The following is a 20,919-nucleotide window of genomic DNA, read 5'->3' as shown; positions in this document are numbered from 1 at the left end:
GAGATTTTTTTTCGAAAAAAACGCAAAAACCAACCATTGAAATTTGGTTTATTTGTAAATTTGCTTCTCCAAAATAAAAGAAAATGGCTCAAATTTTTTTTAAAGAAAGTCCGTTCAAAACCATGATTTCATTTCATAAGCTCATAGAAGCCTTGGAGGAAATTGCGATTACCAATGTAGATTATCGAGCGAACTATGCCAAAGCATTACTCAAAGAAATTGAACCTTTTCCCGAATTTAGAACAGGGATTGAAAATTTGGATTTACTCCAAGAAAAGGAAACTTTAATTCAATACTTATTAGCTGATTTATTCCCGACCGCTTTAACGAACAATGAAATCAAAGCAGTTACAATTCCATTTCAGAATTTTACTTTTAATTATACGGAGCGCTTCAAAAAAATAGTAAATGAAGCAGGTGTTTCATTTGACATAGCGATTCGGGACTTTGATGAACATCAATTCTACGTGATGAGCTGCACGCTAATTTTGAATGAATTTTATGGTCAGAAAATTGATTTCAACAAACCTTTATTTTACGATATTCCCAACAAAAAAGGAATCATGAATCAGTACCGTATTTTGTACAATGCTGATTTTTTAGAAATAATTGCCACTGATAAATCACCAAAATTATCGCAAGACGACATCGATTTGTTGATGGATAATTATCACGACCTTTATTTGTGGAAAGAGAAATTTCCGGTTGAGAGCTGGATTCTAAAAGGTTTTGGAATTGCAATTCTGTTTGATGCAACCACCGAAAGTTCTATTTCCAAGTTAAAAAGTAATCTCTTGAAACCGGAAAGAGAACAAATAGCGCTACAGGAAAATTTCGAATCCATTTTTCGTTCTATTTTCAAAATAGCTGATTTAAGAGTTGGCGTAATTGTTTACAATGCAGAGGAAGATAAATTTGTAAAACCAACTTTGAATGACAAGAGCCTGAGCAGCTTTATTCTTTCAACTGAAGAAGAAGTACCTTGCAAAAACGCGCTGTTGGGTTGTTCTTTTGAAAATTTACTAGAAAACAAAAAAGCCATATCCATTTCTAATGTAGAAAAATTTGCTCGCAAACCCGGAAACCAAATATTTGGTAATCATTTATTAAGACAAAACATCCACAGTTGTATTTTTGCCCCTATTATAAAAAACGGAATGCTTTTAGGAGTAGTTGAGCTTGTTTCGGCCAGTCCGAGAGAACTGAACAGCATTAATGCCAGCAAGTTGGACTTGATTTTGCCTTATTTGATTGATACGGTGGAACGATACAACACGGATATGCAAAACCAAATTGAGGCAATAATCCAAAGAGAATATACGGCAATTCACCCCAGTGTATATTGGAAATTTCGTAAAGAGGCACAGAAATATTTTCAAACCCAGACCCGAGATTACATTTTTAAAGAAATTGTTTTCAAAGAAGTTTATCCTTTGTATGGACAAATTGATATTAAAGGTTCGTCCAATCACCGAAATGAAACTGTAAAGGAGGATTTAAAAAACCAGTTGAATGCGCTTATCCAAATTTTTGACAATCAAAAAACAAAGACGAATTTAGTTTTATTGGAACAACGAAAGTTTGAACTGCAATCTCTTCTCAAACAACTGGAATTCCCTTTGAAAGCAGATACGGAACAACAAATTCAGCTTTATATTGAAAATGAAATCCATCCTATTTTAAGAAACACCAAAACGGATTCTGCCGGAGAAATTTTGGAAAAAAATTATTTTGAAAGTCTGGATGAAAAATCAGGAATGTTTTATCATTCGAGAAAGAAATTTGATAATGCGATGTCGATTATCAATAAAAAATTAGCGTCTATTCTTGATAAAAAACAAGCCGAAGCACAAAATATTTATCCTCATTATTACGAACGTTTCAAAACGGATGGTGTAGAACACAATCTCTACATTGGATCTTCTATCGCTCCATCAAAAGCTTTTGATACCATGTATCTACATAATTTGAGGTTGTGGCAGTTGCAAACCTTATGCGAAATGGAATTGGAACACCACCAATTGAAATATTCTTTACCGTATGAACTCGATGTAACTTCATTGATTTTAGTTTTTAGTTCGCCCATTTCCATCCGATTCAGAATGGACGAAAAACGTTTTGATGTGGATGGAACGTACAATGCTCGTTATGAAGTGGTGAAAAAGCGAATTGACAAAGCCAATATCAAAGGAACCAAAGAACGAATTACCGAAAAAGAAAAAATCACGATTGTTTATTCGCACAATAACGAAGAAACCGAATATTTGAATTACATCAAGTTTTTACAATTCAAAAAAATATTAGAACCTGCAATTGAACAATTTGAAGTGGAAGAGTTACAAGGAGTCTCAGGTCTAAGAGCTATACGGGTAAAAGTCTGCAATAAAAATACGGAGCAAAATGAAAAAAACTATTCCTATCAGGACTTATTGGACGAATTAAATTAAAGTTTAACTAGTTTGAAGGCAATTACAAAAGCAACAACGGATATAATAATTCCTATCATAAAAAAATTATAAGCGACTCTCAATAAACGGTATTTTTTTTCGAGAACGACTCCCAAAAAATATAAATCTTTAATCATCGAATTATACAAATACCCTCTATCTGTCATCATTTCGTTCATTGCCCATTGATACTCATTCAAAGGCATTTTATAGAAATTTCCAAAGAAAAGCAAATTCACTTTTTGGTCTTCGATATCTTGCCTGGTAAAAACACCTTTGGTCACTTTTGGTCGTGTAGAAAGTATTGCAAAAATAATGGTAATCACACTGGACATTAACATGATAAAAGTAGGAATCATCAAATGAGAATTACTTGGACTGTCTAATTTGGGAATTAAGGTAGAAAGTGCTATTGAAATAATTATGGCATTTACAGACAGTAATATATTAGCTTTACTATCGGCAATACCACTCAAAGTAGTGTGATTATTCAATGTTACCCTAAATAAAGTATCAATCGCGCGATCTGGTTTTTCTTCCTTTTCTCGTTTTTTTAATTCTTTATCAAATTCTTTACTATTATTCAATTCCATTTTGTTCCTTTTTTTCTGTAGCCGTTTTATATTTTTCTCCTTTAATGGTTGCCAAATTTTCAAGGCAAAATCCGTATAATAGTGATGTTTATGTGTTAAAAAATCTAAATTTTCAATAACCCAATCGGCATCGGAATACGTCTTTTCACTCATGCTTTGCCATTCTAATCGCAAAGCATTGCAGGTTACTGTATATTCATCACTGGAGAGATGGTAATGATCCGCATCCCTGATTATTTTTTCAACAAGTGTTTTTGGCACATATCCATAGGTTGTTGCACGAATTAAAGCAGCCACTTTATCAATGTAAGTCGCTGATTTTCCTTTCTCTTTTAAAAAATCAGTTACAATTACTACACTAGACTCTTCATGATTATCACACCCCTTAATGTATCCCGTATCGTGAAACCATGCTGCAAGGAGCAAAATCTCTTTATCGGAAGGGTCTATATTTTCAGCATCAACGAGTATATTGACCGCCGCAACAACATCAATTGTGTGATTTAGATTATGATAGGTATATGAGGAAGAAAGTTTATCTTTGAACAATTTATCAACAAAATCTTTGGCCTGTTCTATTAGATTCATGGACATATTTTTATACTACTAAATTATGAAATTATTTTCGGATAATTGTTTTATTACTTTCAATAAAGCAGGTTTTGTATTATTGTTTACGGGACTTATTTTTCAATCATGTGCAACTCATCATGCACAATTTGGAAAAAACATCAAAAATCCGGTTACAAAAAACGCAACAGACAGTTCTAAAATTGCTCATACCTTTTATTTAATTGGTGATGCAGGTAATGCCAATGAAAAAAAAGCGCAGCAAACACTACATTTATTGGAAGAACGATTAAAAAAAGCAACAGAAAATACGACTCTTTTATTTCTTGGAGATAATATTTATCCAAAAGGATTACCCAATACTGAACTTACGAACGAACGAATTATTGCCGAAAGTAAACTGACAAATCAACTAAAATTATCTAAAAATTTTAAAGGGCAAACTATTTTCATTCCCGGAAATCATGACTGGTACAGCGGAATTAAAGGATTAGAACGACAGGCTAAATTTGTAACTGAATACCTCAACGATAAAAAGTCATTCCTTCCCAGAAAAAGCTGTGGTATTGATGATTTAGAAATAAATAAAAATCTGGTTTTAATCACTATTGACAGCCAATGGTTTCTGGAAGATTGGGATAACAGTCCAACTATAAACGATGATTGCACAATAAAAACCCGGGAAGCATTTTTTATCGAGTTTGAAAATCTTCTAATTAAAAATCAAGAAAAAACAGTCGTTCTAGCGCTGCATCATCCATTGATGAGTAATGGATCTCATGGAGGACAATTTTCAGTAGAGAAACAACTGTTCCCATTGGAACAAAAAATTCCACTTCCGGTTTTAGGTTCTGTTGCTAATTTTTTACGAAAAACCTCCGGCGTAAGTCCGCAAGACATTCAAAACAAACAATACACCCTTTTTATAAAAAGAGTAAAAACACTATTACAAAATCAGGATAATGTTATTGTAGTTTCAGGTCATGACCACAATTTGCAATACATTGAAAAAGACAATATCAAACAAATTATAAGTGGCGCGGGTTCCAAATCAGAAGCTGCAAAAGCAATTTTTCCTAATGATTTTTCTTATGGTCGAAATGGATATGCAACGCTAGCTGTTTATGAAAATGGAGCCGCAAAAGTTTCTTTTTTTGGTAAGGAAGATAACAAAGAAAAACTTATCTACGAGCAATTGGTCTTGGATGAAAAAGACGATTATAACACCAAAATTTTTCCTGCTACATTTCCAAAAACGACTACTTCAAGCATTTATACGAACAAACAAACCAAGAAATCAGGATTTTACAGATTCTTCTTTGGGAACCATTACCGAAAATATTACAGCCTGCCAATAGCCGCAGCAACAATTACTATTGACACCCTTTTTGGCGGACTGCAACCAAAACGTTCCGGTGGTGGCCATCAGTCAAATTCATTACAACTCATGGATAAAAACGGCAAGGAATATGTGATGCGTGCCATGAAAAAAAGTACCACGCGTTTCCTGCAAGCAGTGGCATTCAAGAACCAATATATTCAAGACGAATTTGAGAACACGTATGCTGACGATTTATTATCTGATTTTTATACAACCGCGCATCCTTACACTCCTTTTGCTGTGGGTAATTTAGCTGCAAAAATTGGTGTGGCGCATACTAACCCGAAACTATATTATATTCCAAAACACAAAGCGTTGAAAAATTTCAATGCTAATTTTGGTGACGAATTGTACCTTGTTGAAGAACGACCAACTGACAGCCAAATTGGCGTTAATAGTTTTGGCAATCCTATAGCCATTATCAGCACGGAAGATGTAATGAAGAATCTTCACAAGGACGAAAAATATTCTGTTGATGAAAGTGCTTACATCAAAGCTAGATTGTTTGACATGCTCATAGGAGATTGGGATAGACATGAAGATCAATGGCGCTGGGGCGAATATCACGAAGGAAATAAAATTATTTACAAACCCATTCCGCGTGACCGAGATCAAGCATTTACAAAGTATGACGGTGCTTTGCTGTTTGTTTTAATGAAAAACGTTGCATTACGACACATGAAACCTTTTAATGAGAAAATGTCAAATGTAAAATTGATGAACCGTGAACCATACCCGTTAGATCTTGCCTTTATAAAAAATGCAGATGAAAATGAGTGGACCAGACAAGCAAAATATATTCAGGAAAACTTATCAGATGCAGATATTGATGGCGCTTTTACAAATTTGCCAAATGAAGTTCAAGACGAGACAATCAAAGACATAAAGCGTAAACTCAAACTGAGAAGAAATAAATTGCATCAATCTGCTTCAATATATTATTCAGTATTGCAACATACTGTTTTGATTGTTGGAACAGATAAAAAAGACAAATTCATAATTCAGAACAAAGAAAAAAATAAACTTGAGATCCAAGTGTATCGTGTAAAAAAGGGAACAGACGAATTGCAATACACTAAAAATTTCACCGCTAAAAAAACAAAAAAAATATGGATTTACGGGTTAGACGATGATGACATTTTTGAAGTAAATGGCTCGTCAAAATCAGGAATAAAAATTCGGCTAATTGGAGGACAAAACGAAGATTCGTATCTAGTTGAAAACGGAAGAAAAATAAAAATCCATGATTTTAAATCAAAAAGCAATACGTATAATCTAGATTCTAAAAGTAAAGTTTTGTTATCTGATGACTATGAAACGAGTTTGTACGATTATAAAAAACCAAAATATAATTTCTTTTCAGCACTTCCAAATATTGGTTTTAATCCTGATGACGGTATCAAATTAGGAATTGTAAGTGGTTATATTGTCAATGACTTTAAACAAAATCCATACACACAAAAACACACTTTTAAGGCCAATTACTTTTTTGCCACAAAGGGTTATGAACTCGCCTATAATGCTCATTTTCCAAAATTAATTGGCAAATGGGATATAGATTTGAAAAGTCAATTTACAAGTCCAAATTTCACTATTAATTATTTTGGGTATGGAAATGAGACTGTTAATAATGACGAAATTTTCGGAAAAGACTTCAATCGCGTGCGCTTACGCATGCTAAAAGTTTTACCATCCATTAAAAAAGTGGGGCTCTATGGCAGCGAAATCAATTTTCAAACCAGTTTTGAAAGCATCACCATTGAAGAAACTATGAATCGCTTTATAGCAATGTCAGGAACTATTAGTCCTTCCGTTTTTGAAAACCAACAATTTGCTGGAGCAACATTAAAATACAGTTTTGAAAATTATGATATTCCATCATTTCCTTCCATTGGAATGGGATTTTCGATAGCAGCAAGTTGGAAAGTTAATTTGAACAACACCAAAAGAAATTTTCCAACTTTGGAAAGTAAGCTCAACTTCAATCATAAAATTGATGCGAACGGCAAATTAGTTTTAGCAACTATTTTGAAAGGAAAAGTATTACTAAATGGCAATTTTGATTTTTACCAAGGCGCTACTTTAGGAGGCGATTATGATTTGAGGGGTTTTAGAAACGAACGCTTTTTAGGAAACCAATCTTTTTACCAAAGCAGTGACTTACGTTGGAATTTAGGAAAAATTAAAAGAAGTATTTTACCCATGTCTTACGGCATCTTAGGTGGGTTTGATTACGGTAGAGTTTGGCAAAAAGACGATACTTCGGATAAATGGCACCAATCTTTTGGTGGCGGAGTTTGGCTCAATGGGTTGAATGCATTGACAGCCAGAATGACGTATTTTAAAAGTGCAGGTGAGGAAGCTCGATTTACTGTTGGTTTAGGATTTGGATTTTAGCTTTCTGATACTGACTTCATAGACGTTGCCTCCAACACTTTTAGTTCTTTCATCTGCAAGGAATAATGTATCGTTGTCCTTAAAAGAAATAGCTTCTTTTTGAGAAAAATGGTTTAATTGGAGTACCGTTTTGGTTCCTTTTAAAAAATTATCATCTTTAAAATTTTCAAACATGAAAATTTTATCATGGGTCAAAACAGCAATTTTAGTTTCGTCCGGACTTATAGTTGCACTAGTTATGGCACAATGATTATAATTCGTACAAGTTTTAAGTTCTCCCATCAAAACGGCTTGATGAAAGCCTGGTGTATTGGGGATTTTATATAAAAAAGCAGTACCGTCAAACCCTTTACTTCGATTTTTAGTGAAGAGATAGAAATTATTTTTAAATTCAAAAAAACCCTCAACATCATAGAACATTTCTGTTTTTTTTGGTGGAAAATCTTTTTGTTCCGGATAGGCAAATGAAATTTTATAAACAGGATTTGTGCTTTCAGTATTTAATGCGTTTTTATCGATTTTGTAAATGCTTAAATCTTTTCTTTTATTGTCATTGTTGCCAAAATCTCCAATATACAAGTTTCCTTCGGTATCTTTTGTAATGTCTTCCCAATCGATATTCTCCATATTCTCAATCGTTATGGTTTTCTCGATTCTGCCTTCTGCATCTATTGCATAAATTGAATTAGGATTACCTCTGTCTTCTAGTGTCCAAAGCAGATTCGTTTTTGGAAAAAAAACAATTCCTGACACTTCCTTCAACTTTTTAGGCAAAGAATACACTGTTGTTAAGCCTTCAGTATTTTGCTGACAAGCCAATAAAACGAAAATAAACGAAAGTGAAATATATTTTTTCATCTTTAATACCAATCAAATTTAATAAATAATAATGCTATTCTTAAGTAATCCAAAAGACTTTTACCCCCATTAAAAGCACAATACAGCTTATATTTTACCTGTCAATGAGTTGCTACTTTTAAAATTCCTAGTAATAAATTGAAAAGCGGCACTCATGATTCTTCCCATAGATTTCGCCTTTTTAAAATTCAAATCATTCGTGTATCGATACAGTTCTAATTTTAATTGATTCAGATTCTCTTGTGGAGCAATAACATCTTCTCCCATGATTTCCAATAATCGCTTAATCCGATTTTCGGCAGAAATAATTCTTTTTGCTAAAACTGATCTTTCCTCATCTTTATATTGTTCGATGGAGCTATTTTGAAGTTTTTCTTTTACCAATTTTACCATTGGATAATTTTCTTTAAAAAACTGAGGTCGGTATACTTTAAAATTGCCTTCATAACATTGCTGATCAAAGTCTATAGCTCGTATTTTATAAACTACATGATCAAAATCGTGGGTTGGGACAATTACATAATTATAAGAACGCATATCTCCTAGCAATCGGATCATACATCGTTCATTAAATTTCACAAACTCTTTTGCTATTTGTGCCTTTTCTGTTTCGGTGCAGTCTGCCAAAAGCGTTTTTATAAACACATCACCAGGAATTCCCATGATATGTTCCTCAATTAAGGTGTCTTTATAAACCAGAAAATTTATTTTATCTGGAGAAAGAATATGTTCTAATTCCAGTCCATAAACGCGTGAAGCATCCGCTTTTTTAATATAAAAATGGGTGTAATTGTCATTTAGAATGTTTCTGACTTTTATTCGAAAAGGCTTCGAATTTCCAAAAGTGCAATAATCAATTGAATCGACATTCAAAAATTTAATAATTCCCAGATTCCCATCAGAATGCAACAACGAATAGATTTTTTTCAGATTCAAATCAATCTCTTCCCTTTCAAATTCGGTGTAGTACACTCTAATCCACAAAGTATCCTGATCGTTTTTATCATAAACCGTCACAGATCCAGAAAAACGTAATAAATCATCGTAGAAAATAGAAACTTTTGAAATCCGATCAAACCGCTCTAAATACTCCAAAAGAGAATCATTTATAGGGTAAGATGGTTTTTTGAAAAGCATTACTGGCTCACTCATTTAGAAAAAAATTTAATACAAAATTACAATAAATTAAGCTGTTGGATGGGGATAATCATTAAATTTATAATTTTGGATGCCGGAACAATTCCTAGATGAAAATATTTATAATTCAAGCCTAACAAGATTCATTAACAGATTCAAATGAGGTTAAAAATAGTAATTTACTTTTCTCTCTAAATGCTAAAAAAAGCTTACTATTTAAAAACGGAAAAAACTTCTTATGGAATATCTGAATATTTGATTAATGGATACAATCTGATCTTTTAAATCTTTTTTTAGACACACTAAAATCAAAAACACAAAAACTTAACTTAGAGAAAGTTCCCATAAATAATTATAACATTATCTGAAAACATGTCATTTTTTGTTAAAAAAAATTGACGCCGATATATAAACTTTATATTTGAATCCCCACTGTATTTAAAATACTTAAAATCTACAAATGACAGATAAGCTTGACCTCTATTTCAAGGCTGCACAATCAGCTAAGATTGGTACTTGGAAAATGAATTTACTCACTAATCATGTTTTTTGGGATGCAGTTACAAAATGTATTCTTGAAGTTGCTGATGATTTTGAACCTGTCAACGGTAGTGGAATAAATTTTTACACTGAAGGTGAGAACAGAGATAGAATTAAAAGTCGTATCGAAAGTGCTATTCAGGAAGGAATTTCTTTTGACGATAAATTTCAAATCACCACAGCTAAAAATAATATCAGATATATTGAATGTATTTGCCAAGTAGAAATCATTGATGGAAAACCTGTAAATCTATTGGGTACTTTTCAAGACATCACAAATGAGCAAAATTTAATTAATGAGCTTCAATTAAATGTAGAAAAATTTTCCTCGATTTTTTCCAGCGCTAATGATTCTATTTTTATTATTGACACTTCGAATGGAGTTATAACTGATTGTAATCCAAGGTCCTCTGACCTTACCGGATATGATTTTTCAGAATTAAAGGGTTTGCACAATTCAAAACTATTTCCAGAAGAATCTAGAAAACAAGTCCGTTTTATTTTGAATTATAATTTGCACAGGAATGAATATACAGTAGACGAAACATACATAAAGACAAAATCCGGAAAATTAATACCTGTAGAAATAGCTTCGGGTAAAAAATTTCAGGTAGATAACATCACCTATCTAGTTTGTTTTATTAGAGATATTAGCGAAAGAAAAAACATAGAAAATAAATTGAATTTACTTTCACTCGCTGCCTCCGAAACTACAGATACCATAGTAATTGCAAATCCAAACGGAGAAGCTGTATGGGCAAATCAGGCTTATTTAGACCTTACAGGTTTGAATATGGAAGAAGTAATAGGGCAAAAACCTGGTTATTTATCTAAAGGACCTGAAACTGACTTACAGAGCTCCCTATTGATGCAAAAAGCGATTAAAAATAAGGAAAGTATAAAAATTACAATACTCAATTATAATAAAAAAAAGGAAAAATATTGGTTTGAATTGAATATTACAACAGTATTTGACAGTAATAATAATTTCATAAACTTTGTAGGTGTAGGCCGAAATGTAACTCCTAGAATTGAAAAAGAGCAAGAACTTAAACGTTTATTAGATGTTACAAGCAGTCAGAACAACAAATTATATAATTTTACCCATATTGTTTCCCATAATATCCGTTCCCACACCAGCAATTTATCAATGGTTATTGATGTGATTGAAAGCACTGAAAATATTGACGAGAAACTTTCCTATTTTGATTTGTTTAAAGAAGGAACCGAAAAATTATCGGAAACAATTGAATATTTGAATGAAATTATTACTATTCAGCAAAAAACAAATATTGAGAAAACTAAAATTTATTTAAAGCACGAAATCGAAAAAACAAAAATGGCATTGAGTTTAGCTATTAAAGAAAGTAAAATAACAATCACAGACACTATTCCGGACAACCTGATCGTTACTGCCATTCCCGCATATTTAGACAGCATTTTACTCAATTTATTCACTAATGCAATAAAGTATAAATCTCCGGAGCGTAACCCAACATTAGAAATAGGATATGAGATTATTGATGATTACACTATTTTAAATTTCAAAGACAATGGATTGGGGCTGGATTTAAAGAAAAACGGACATAAAATTTTTGGCATGTATAAAACCTTTCACGGCAATGAAGATGCTAAAGGAATTGGATTATTTATAACAAAAAACCAACTGGAAGCTATGAATGGAAAAATCGAAATAGAAAGCGAAGTAGACCAAGGTTCTAATTTTAAAATTTATTTAAATGAAAAATAAATTAACCTACATCATTGACGATGATAAATTAACAGTGAAATTAATGAGTATTCTCATTTCTAAAAATAAGTTTTGTGAAGAAATTCAGTCTTTTAATAATCCGCAATTAGCAATCGATAAATTGAAGCAAAATTACCATAATAATGAGATTCTTCCTGATGCCATTTTATTAGATTTAAATATGCCAGTCATGGACGGATGGCAGTTTTTAGATGAATTCATTTTATTATCCCTAAAAAAAGAAATTTCTATTTTCATCATGACTTCTTCCATAGACCCTGCAGATATCGAGATGGCAAAAAAATATAACGTCGTTAAACATTATATTATGAAACCCATAACAGCCGAAAAATTAAATGAGCTCTGCCTCTTAATTGGAGATATAAACTAATTTTAATTGAAATAGTAACAAATTCCTTTCTTATTCGTCCTATATAAAAATATAAAAGATGAACCCATTGGAAACGATACTCTCTATTAAAAATCTCAACAAGCGTTATGGTACATTACAAGCGTTGAATAACGTTTCGTTTGATATACAAAAAGGTAATGTTTACGGAATTCTGGGACCTAACGGTAGCGGAAAATCAACCACTTTAGGAATTGTTTTGAATGTGGTCAATAAAACATCCGGAGAATACAACTGGTTTGGTGGCGCAATGGAAACACATGAAGCACTAAAAAAAGTAGGTGCTATTATTGAAAGGCCAAATTTTTATCCTTACATGACTGCTAAGGAAAACTTAGAATTAGTTTGCAAAATCAAAGGAATCAACTATGCTAAAGTCAATGAAAAACTAGAATTAGTCGGTTTAGTAGACCGCCAAAATAGTAAATTCAGTACTTTTTCTCTAGGAATGAAACAACGATTAGCAATAGCTTCTGCACTATTGAATGATCCTGAAATATTAATTCTAGACGAACCTACTAATGGTTTAGATCCACAGGGAATTCATCAAATTAGAGATATAATCAAACAAATTGCCGCAAAGGGAACTACGATCCTACTCGCTTCACATTTATTAGATGAAGTAGAAAAGGTCTGCACACATGTTTTAGTTCTTAGAAAAGGTAAAATTTTATATACCGGTTTAGTCGATGGAATGTCAGCAAACGATGGTTTCTTTGAGTTACAGGCAGATGATATTGAAAATTTAATAACAGTTGTAAAAATTCATCCTGCCGTTAAGAATGTCGTGAAAGGGGAAGGAAAAGTTTTGGTTTATTTGAAAGATACTCTGGAAGCAAAAGATTTGAATCGATTTCTTTTTGAAAAAAACGTAGTATTAAATCATTTAGTTAAGCGTAAAAATAGTTTGGAAGAACAATTTTTAGAATTAACAAAAAATCTATAACAAATACCCTATAATCTTACTATCACATCTAAATCCTCATTTAAAATGAAACGACTTCTCTCTATAGAACTACAAAAAATCTGGAAAAATAAAGCAAGCCGCGTTTTGACTTTGACTTATTTTATTCTTCTAACCTTTATCGCATTAATAGCTTCTATCAAATTTGATTTGGGTATTTTCAAATTCCATTTGGCAGAGATGGGAATATTCAATTTCCCATTTATTTGGCATTTCAATACTTATATTGCGGCCATATTAAAATTATTTTTAGCCATTGTAATCGTATCGATGATGGCAAACGAATACAGTTATGGCACTCTTAAACAAAATTTAATTGATGGAATGAGTAAAAAGGAATTTATTCAATCTAAATTTCTAACTGTTGTTTTATTTGCAACAGTATCTACCATTTTTGTTTTTATAATGTCACTTATTTTAGGATTTAGTTTTTCTTCCTACACTGAATTCAGCATTATATTCTCAGATTTAGACTATTTATTAGCATATTTCATAAAATTAGTTGGTTTTTTCTCTTTCTGTCTATTTTTAGGAATATTGGTCAAACGTTCTGCATTTGCACTTGGATTTCTATTGGTTTGGAATATTATCGAGGGAATCATCAAAGGAATTTTGACCTTCAAAGTATTCCCGGAAAGCAATATAGCAGCTTCAATTATGCAGTTTTTCCCTTTAGAATCAATGTCAAATTTAATTGTTGAACCATTTACCCGATTATCAGTGGTGAAAAACTTAGGAACTCAAATTGGATTGGATAATTTTAAAAAATATGATGTGGAATTATCATCCATTATTATTGTGTTTTGCTGGACAATAATTTTTGTTTACCTATCCTTCAGACTACTAAAAAACAGAGATTTGTAGTATATTTGTAATACTATGAAATGTTTACAAATAATTTTGATATATGCCTTTTTATGTTGCTATGTTCCTGTAGCCTCCGCACAATCCATTTTGGTAGATGATACTAAAAATGCGCAACAACTTGTAGAAAATGTATTAGTAAACAGCTCTTGTGCTACAATATCAAATACTGTAGCTACAGGGGATGATTATTCCAGCAGTGCTAAAAGCTATGCCTATTTTAATGCTGGAACCAGTAATTTTCCTTTTAAGGAAGGAGTGCTTTTGAGTACTTGGAGCAGCCAAAATTCCGTAGGACCATTTGTAATTAACAGAGGCGGTGGAGACTCCCGCTGGCTAGGTGATTCTGATTTAGAACAAGCATTAAATCTAACACAAACTAAAAATGCTACTGTACTAGAATTTGATTTTACACCATTGACAAATTTCATTAGTTTCAATTATATTTTTGCTTCTAATGAATACCAAGATTATTTCCCTTGTGCATTTTCAGATGGATTTGCTTTTTTGATAAAAGAAAAAGGAAGTGCAGATCCGTATCAAAATTTAGCAGTAATACCAAATACATTAATCCCCGTGTCTTCAATGAATATTCATCCCGCTATTTCTAATTTCGATACAGGAGTTGGAGTAATAAATGGATGTTCACCCAAAAATGAAACTTATTTTGGAGGATACAACAACAATTCCAGCCCTATAAATTATAGTGCTCAAACAATCGTTTTAAATGCCCAAACTAACGTTATTGCAGGTAAACTATATCATATAAAATTAGTTATTGCAGATGATCAGAATAATGAATATGACTCAGCAGTATTTCTTGAAGCAGGAAGTTTTTTACCAAAAATTGACTTGGGTCCAGATCGATTATTATCAACAAATAATCCCATTTGTTTTGGCGAAAGCTATACCATAGATCCTAAGTTAGCATCAACTTACACTTACAAATGGTTTAAAAACAATCAAGAATTAGTAGATACCACTTCTACTTATTCTGTTACCAGTCCAGGAATCTACAGAGTTGAAGTGCAATTGACACCAAATTGCATCGCATCAGAAAATATAAAAATTGAGTACACTCCTGCAATCGATTTAAAGAATGCTACACTTTCACAATGTGATGATAATAATGATGGGATAACTGTTTTTGACTTAACTAAAGTAGATGCTATTGTAAAAAACAACATAGGGAATTTAAGCCTGGTTGTATATTACGAATCTTTAGTTGATGCTGAGGTCCAAACCAATTCAATACCAAATCCTGCTTATTATACAAATACCAGTACGAATCAAACCGTATTCGCTAGGGTTACTAATTCTTTTGGATGTGAAAATTATGCCGAAGTAAAACTAATTATTTCAAATACTACTATTTCTATACAAGATCCTATTTCAACTTGTGATGGAGATGGCATTGAGGATGGTTTAACTGAATTTAATTTAAATACTCAAGTCACACCTAAAGTATTGACAGGTTTGCCAACGGGATCTATCGTTGAGTATTACTCAAATCAAGCTGATGCTATTACTAAAAAAAATCAATTATCAAATGCTTTTGTAAATACGATTCCAAACCAACAAATTATTTATGCCAAAATTTTAAATGGTCCTGATTGTTATTCTGTAACTCCAATAACACTTGAAGTAATCCGGTTTGACCCACCAAATTTTCAAGAAGAATTTTTAATTCTTTGTGAAGGATCTACAATTAGTTTAAGTGTTGATACTGGGTTTTCAAAATACTTATGGAGTACGGGAACAATTTCAAATAGCATAACAGTTAATTCTCCCGGTGAGTATTCTGTAACCGTTACAAATGGAAATGGATGCCAACAAACAAAAAAATACAGTGTAACAATTTCTGGAATTGCAACAATAACAGGAGTAAAAACAAATGATTTTGCTGGAAAAGAGAATTCAGTAACAATAGAGTACACCGGAATTGGAAATTATGAATTTTCTATGGATGGATCTTTTTTTCAGGATAATCCAATTTTCAATGGAGTCGTATCAGGAGAGTATCTAATATATGCCCAAGACAAAAATGGTTGTGGTTTGTCACTTCCTTTTGTAGTTTACGTATTAGATTACCCGCGTTATTTTACTCCAAATAATGATAACCATAATGATAATTGGCAAATTAAAAATTTGAATACTTTGCCAAAATCGACTTTATTTATTTTTGATCGTTATGGGAAGTTATTAAAACAATTGACTTCATCAGATATTGGTTGGAATGGAACTTTTAATGGTTTAGAGTTACCTGCTGATGATTATTGGTTTCATCTCCATTTTGAAAATGGCAATAAAATAAAAGGTCATTTTTCATTAAAAAGATAAGAATTATTTTTCTATTTTTAGCAAATGAAAAAAACATTACTATTTCTTTTTACTCTTTTTTCCATAAGTTGTTTCTCGCAGTTTAGCAAAACACATTATATTCCGCCATTGACTTGTGCTACAAATTTAGCAGGAGATCATTATTTATATATTTCTACTCCAAGCACAACCGATGTTAATTTCAAAATTATAGCAAACGGTGGGAGTATTATAACTAGTGTAGTCAAGAATACTAATCCATATATTTACATTATAGGTCAAGGAGAAAATACGCAGTTATTCACTCCAAAAACTAGTATTGGCATTGTAACTAACAAAGGATTTATAGTAGAAGCTGAGGATTTAATTTATGTAAGTGTTAGGGTTAATGCTGGATTTTCAAATCAAAATAATTCATACAATCATGCGGGTGGATTAGTATCCAAAGGAAATAGTGCCCTTGGAAAAGAATTTAGATTAGGAGCAATGTTAAATCCTCTCTACGATCCGAGTCTGCTGAATTTTGCTTCAATACTGTCAACAGAAAACAATACCAAAGTCACTATCTCAAACATTCCAATTGGTACAGTTTTGTCAAACAGTCTCATTATTTCAGGAGACATAAACATTACTCTGAATAAGAACGAAAGTTATGTCTTAGCTTTAGAAAATTATAACAATACGGTTTCCAATAGCTCTAAAATGATTGGTGCCTTAGTACAATCCGATAAACCTATAGTTGTCAATTCGGGTTCTTTTGGAGGGAGTAATAGTACTGGTACAAATGGTAGAGATGTAGGTTTTGACCAAATTGTCCCATTAGAAAAAACGGGAAAAGAATATATCTTTGTAAAAGGTCTTGGTAGTAATGAATTAGAACGTGTTTTATTGATTGCTAGTACAGACCAAACTAAAGTTTTTGTAAATGGTTTTAATGGCCCAATAACAACTTTAAGCAAAGGAGAATATACCGTTATAGACGGCAGTCAATTTATTGATGGAAATTTATATGTTACAACTTCCGAAAATGTTTCTGCTTACCAAAGTATAGGAGGCGATTTATCACCTGCTAATCAAAATTTATTTTTTGTTCCGCCCTTAAATTGTGCTACACCTAATATTGTCGACAATATTCCAGCTATTGAATCCATTGGAAATACCTATTATAACGGCGGACTGAATATCGTTACTGAGGCGGGTGCTACTGTAACGATAAATAACAATCCAATTAATACCACTGCTGTTCCTGTAATAGGGAATACAAATTATGTGAGATATACTCTTTTTAATTTGACAGGAAATGTTGCGGTCAAATCTACGAGACAAGTTTATGTTTCTTATTTTGGTACAAATGGCGCTGCCACGTATGGTGGTTATTATTCCGGATTTGATACTAAACCGGAAATTGTCACTGATAAAATTACTGTATCTAATTCAGCTTGTATCCCAAATGTTGTCCTCAAAATAAGTACTTTGTCATCTTACGATACTTTTCAGTGGTACTTCAATGATAATCCAATCAATGGAGCTACTTTAAATTCATACACACCAACACAATCAGGATATTACCAAGTAAATGGGAGTATTGTAGGTTGCCCAAACTCCGTTCCTATTTTCTCAGACAAGATTCCTGTGAGCGATTGCCCATTGGATTCAGATAACGACGGTACCAATAACAACATTGATATTGATTTGGATAATGATGGAATAACTAATAATCTTGAAGCCAATATTTCGCTGTTCAATCAGTCAAATACCACCTTAAGTACTGATTACAATGCGACGATCACAGGCAGCGGCAGCGGGACCATTACTGGAAAACCACTATATGGATTTGTATCTGAAGTTCCGGCCGGAATAACAAATTCTGTATCCTATAGTTTAAATTTAACAAAAACAGAAAGCATTGCCATTAATTATATAGCACAGGATAATCCAAACCAAACTACAGATATTTCTGAATATTTAAATGCTGAAGGGGATTTTATAATAAAGGTACCTACCGATAAAACGATTACTTTGACAGATCCGCAAAATCAATTACTAGTGGACACTAACTATGATGGAATTTTTGAAAGCGGCGTAACTGAATATTCATCTTTCGAAATCCGTTTCAGACTAAAAAGCACAACTCCATTAGCTCCTGGTTTAGGAAGCTTTCAATTTTCATCCTATCTTACTAATTCAGTCACCCTGTCTCATACTAATCTTTCTGACACAAAAGTAAACAAAGCTATTTTTACAATAAGTCACATGCAAACTTATGATTCGGATTCAGATACAATTCCAGATTTATTAGACACAGATAGTGATAATGATGGGATTCCAGATACCATTGAGTCGCAAGGAAAGGGTTATACAGTTTTTTCTGGAACTGATTCCAATAAAAATGGATTAGACAATGCATTCGAACCCGGAATTCTACCAATAGATACCGATTCCGATGGAATTCCTGATTCTCTGGATTTAGACAGTGACAATGATGGTATTTATGATTTAGTTGAATCAGGCCATAATGCTAATGATACCAATAAAGATGGAATTATAGATGGCAGTCTTGTTTCTTTTGGTACAAATGGTTTATTTGACGGACTTGAGACGAGTCCAGATAGTGCCAAACTAGATTATACTATTTCTGACACCGACGCGGATGGAACTTTAAATTACATCGATTTGGACAGTGATAATGATCTTTGTTTTGATGTAACAGAAGCCGGTTTTAATGACCCTGATAATGATGGATTGTTAGGAAATTCTCCCGTAATGGTAAATTCAAAAGGTAAGGTTACAAGTGCTGTTGGCTATACAACTCCAAATAATCATTACACCATTGCCGCTCCAATAGAAATTACTGTTCAGCCACAAGCATCACCGACCTGTGAACTAGAAAACACATCAATTACACTAGTAGATAATGGCGGGAATACTTATCAATGGGAGCTTTCAACAGATGGAACTAATTGGAACCCCATTTCAAACAATGCAGTTTACAATGGTACTACAACAAATACATTACTTATTACCAGCGTTACAAATGCTATGCAAGGGTATAAATATAGAGTACAATTAGAAAAAAGTGGTAATTCCTGTGGTTTAATTTCCGCTGAAACGTCTTTGACCGTTTATGCTTTACCCATCGTAAATAGTGTAACAATTGTTCAATGTGACAATGACACCGATGGTTTTTCTGATTTTAATTTGACCGTGAAAAATGAGAACATTTCTTCTAATATAGCGACGGAAAAATTCACCTATTACACTTCACTTGCTGGTGCGGAAAGCGCAGATCCTGCACAATTAATTACAAATCCGATAACTTTTACCAATACCATAGCAGGAAGTATGTCTGTTTGGGCACGGGTAGAAAATTCAAATGGCTGTATCAAAACCGCACAACTTAATTTGATAGTTTCAACGACTCAAATTCCAGCCTCATACGTCAAGACTTTTAGCATCTGTGATGATTTAGGCGCGGTAAATGATGATGCGGATGGTATCTCTACATTTGATTTTAGTACCGTTACAACTGATATCCTAGGAATCCTTCCTCTGCAAAGTTTTCCCTATTCCATAAAATACTATAGAAATGAAGCTGATGCCTTATCTGAAAACGATGAAATCATAAATACAACAAACTATAGAAACGAGGGCTATCCCAATGAACAAAAAATATGGGTTCGTGTAGAAAATACCGCTGATAATGCCTGCTATGGTTTGAGCCCAATAGTAACATTGAAAGTAAACCCAAAACCAAATATTGATACAAATGAAGATTTTGAAGAAAATGAATTAGTTTGTTCTAACCTTCCTACTTTCTTTGTAACGTTAGATGCTGGAATTCAGGATGGTTCACCAACTACTGATTATACCTATGTCTGGTCAAAAGATAATATCATTCTGGCAAATCAGACAAGTTATACTTTAGATGTAAATCAGGAAGGTAATTATGTTGTAGAAGTCAGTTCTCTTGCTAGCTGCAGCAGAATCAGAACCCTAAAAGTCACCGCTTCAGATGTTGCAAAAATTACTAATATTGCCATAGTAGATTTATCAGATACAAACACCATAACGATAAATGTTAGTGGACAAGGAAACTATGAATACAGTGTTGATGCCCCTTCTGGACCATTTCAGGAATCTAATTTCTTTACTGATGTCGCTGCCGGAATTCATGAAATATACATTAATGACAAAAATGGTTGTGGAACGGTCCGCCAAACTATAGCCGTAATTGGCGTACCTAAATTTTTTACTCCAAACGGAGACGGCCAAAATGATTATTGGAATGTAAAAGGAGTAAATAACACTTTTAATGCTAATTCTACCATCTATATTTATGACCGTTACGGCAAATTGCTAAAACAAATTAAGGCAGCCAGTCAAGGTTGGGACGGTACGTTCACAGGACAGCCTTTACCTTCTGATGACTATTGGTATACTATAAAACTAGATGACGGAAGAGAAGCCAAAGGTCATTTTAGCTTAAAGAGATAAAACAATCATTGGGGCATGCCACCATAAATAAAAAGAGCCTACTCATCATAGTGATGAGTAGGCTCTTTCTATTTATGGCGTCGGGCTATCCACGCTACTTCGGTAGCTCGTTGCTATCCCTCATGCAAATCCCTAATCACAAGAAAATCAAAAATTCCAGTAATTGAAATTTAGGCACTAATAGCTTTAAAAATAT

General features: G+C 32.8%; 11 protein-coding genes. 8 read left to right on the top strand and 3 right to left on the bottom strand.

Translation table 11 applies throughout. The annotated features are described in order from the left end of the window. The first annotated feature begins 83 nt into the window (after window positions 1–83). On the top strand, window positions 84–2,447 hold the full coding sequence (locus tag BC952_RS10805; RefSeq protein WP_121365671.1) for a GAF domain-containing protein: 2,364 nt from the start codon (window positions 84–86) through the stop codon (window positions 2,445–2,447). Here BC952_RS10805 and BC952_RS10800 read toward each other — a convergent pair. Further along, window positions 2,444–3,628, bottom strand: coding sequence for a Pycsar system effector family protein (locus BC952_RS10800; RefSeq protein ID WP_121365962.1), 1,185 nt, complete (start codon window positions 3,626–3,628; stop codon window positions 2,444–2,446). The two genes, BC952_RS10805 and BC952_RS10800, sit on opposite strands and share 4 nt — an antisense overlap. 25 nt (window positions 3,629–3,653) lie before the next feature. Between BC952_RS10800 and BC952_RS10795 the strand changes: the two genes are divergently transcribed. After that, window positions 3,654–7,388, top strand: a complete 3,735-nt coding sequence (locus tag BC952_RS10795) for a metallophosphoesterase (protein ID WP_121365670.1) — start codon at window positions 3,654–3,656, stop codon at window positions 7,386–7,388. On the opposite strand, the gene BC952_RS10790 is transcribed toward BC952_RS10795, so the two are convergent. Further along, window positions 7,371–8,246, bottom strand: a complete 876-nt coding sequence (locus tag BC952_RS10790) for an SdiA-regulated/phytase-like domain-containing protein (protein WP_121365669.1) — start codon at window positions 8,244–8,246, stop codon at window positions 7,371–7,373. The genes BC952_RS10795 and BC952_RS10790 overlap by 18 nt on opposite strands. A gap of 87 nt (window positions 8,247–8,333) precedes the next feature. Further along, a complete protein-coding gene (locus tag BC952_RS10785) occupies window positions 8,334–9,398 on the bottom strand; it encodes a hypothetical protein (protein WP_121365668.1) in 1,065 nt (354 codons plus the stop codon). Window positions 9,399–9,843: 445 nt separating this feature from the next. Here BC952_RS10785 and BC952_RS10780 point away from each other — a divergent pair, with 445 nt between their 5' ends. The 6 genes from BC952_RS10780 to BC952_RS10755 all read left to right on the top strand — a co-directional run bounded on the left by BC952_RS10780 (window position 9,844) and on the right by BC952_RS10755 (window position 20,723). Beyond that, on the top strand, window positions 9,844–11,673 hold the full coding sequence (locus BC952_RS10780; protein WP_121365667.1) for a PAS domain-containing sensor histidine kinase: 1,830 nt from the start codon (window positions 9,844–9,846) through the stop codon (window positions 11,671–11,673). Next, on the top strand, window positions 11,663–12,064 hold the full coding sequence (locus BC952_RS10775; RefSeq protein WP_121365666.1) for a response regulator: 402 nt from the start codon (window positions 11,663–11,665) through the stop codon (window positions 12,062–12,064). The genes BC952_RS10780 and BC952_RS10775 overlap by 11 nt, the downstream gene beginning before the upstream one ends. Window positions 12,065–12,131: 67 nt before the next feature. Next, a complete protein-coding gene (locus BC952_RS10770) occupies window positions 12,132–13,028 on the top strand; it encodes an ABC transporter ATP-binding protein (protein ID WP_121365961.1) in 897 nt (298 codons plus the stop codon). A 45-nt stretch (window positions 13,029–13,073) separates the two neighbouring features. After that, complete coding sequence (locus tag BC952_RS10765) at window positions 13,074–13,910, top strand: ABC transporter permease (protein WP_121365665.1); 837 nt, start codon at window positions 13,074–13,076, stop codon at window positions 13,908–13,910. 15 nt (window positions 13,911–13,925) lie between these two features. Beyond that, a complete protein-coding gene (locus BC952_RS10760) occupies window positions 13,926–16,250 on the top strand; it encodes a T9SS type B sorting domain-containing protein (RefSeq protein WP_121365664.1) in 2,325 nt (774 codons plus the stop codon). A 24-nt stretch (window positions 16,251–16,274) separates the two neighbouring features. After that, complete coding sequence (locus BC952_RS10755) at window positions 16,275–20,723, top strand: T9SS type B sorting domain-containing protein (protein WP_121365663.1); 4,449 nt, start codon at window positions 16,275–16,277, stop codon at window positions 20,721–20,723. Window positions 20,724–20,919: the final 196 nt, after the last annotated feature.

This window comes from Flavobacterium limicola, assembly GCF_003634755.1.
Lineage (GTDB): Bacteria > Bacteroidota > Bacteroidia > Flavobacteriales > Flavobacteriaceae > Flavobacterium > Flavobacterium limicola.
Note: the sequence above shows the minus strand (reverse complement) of the source record. Positions and strands in the feature narration are given on the sequence as shown.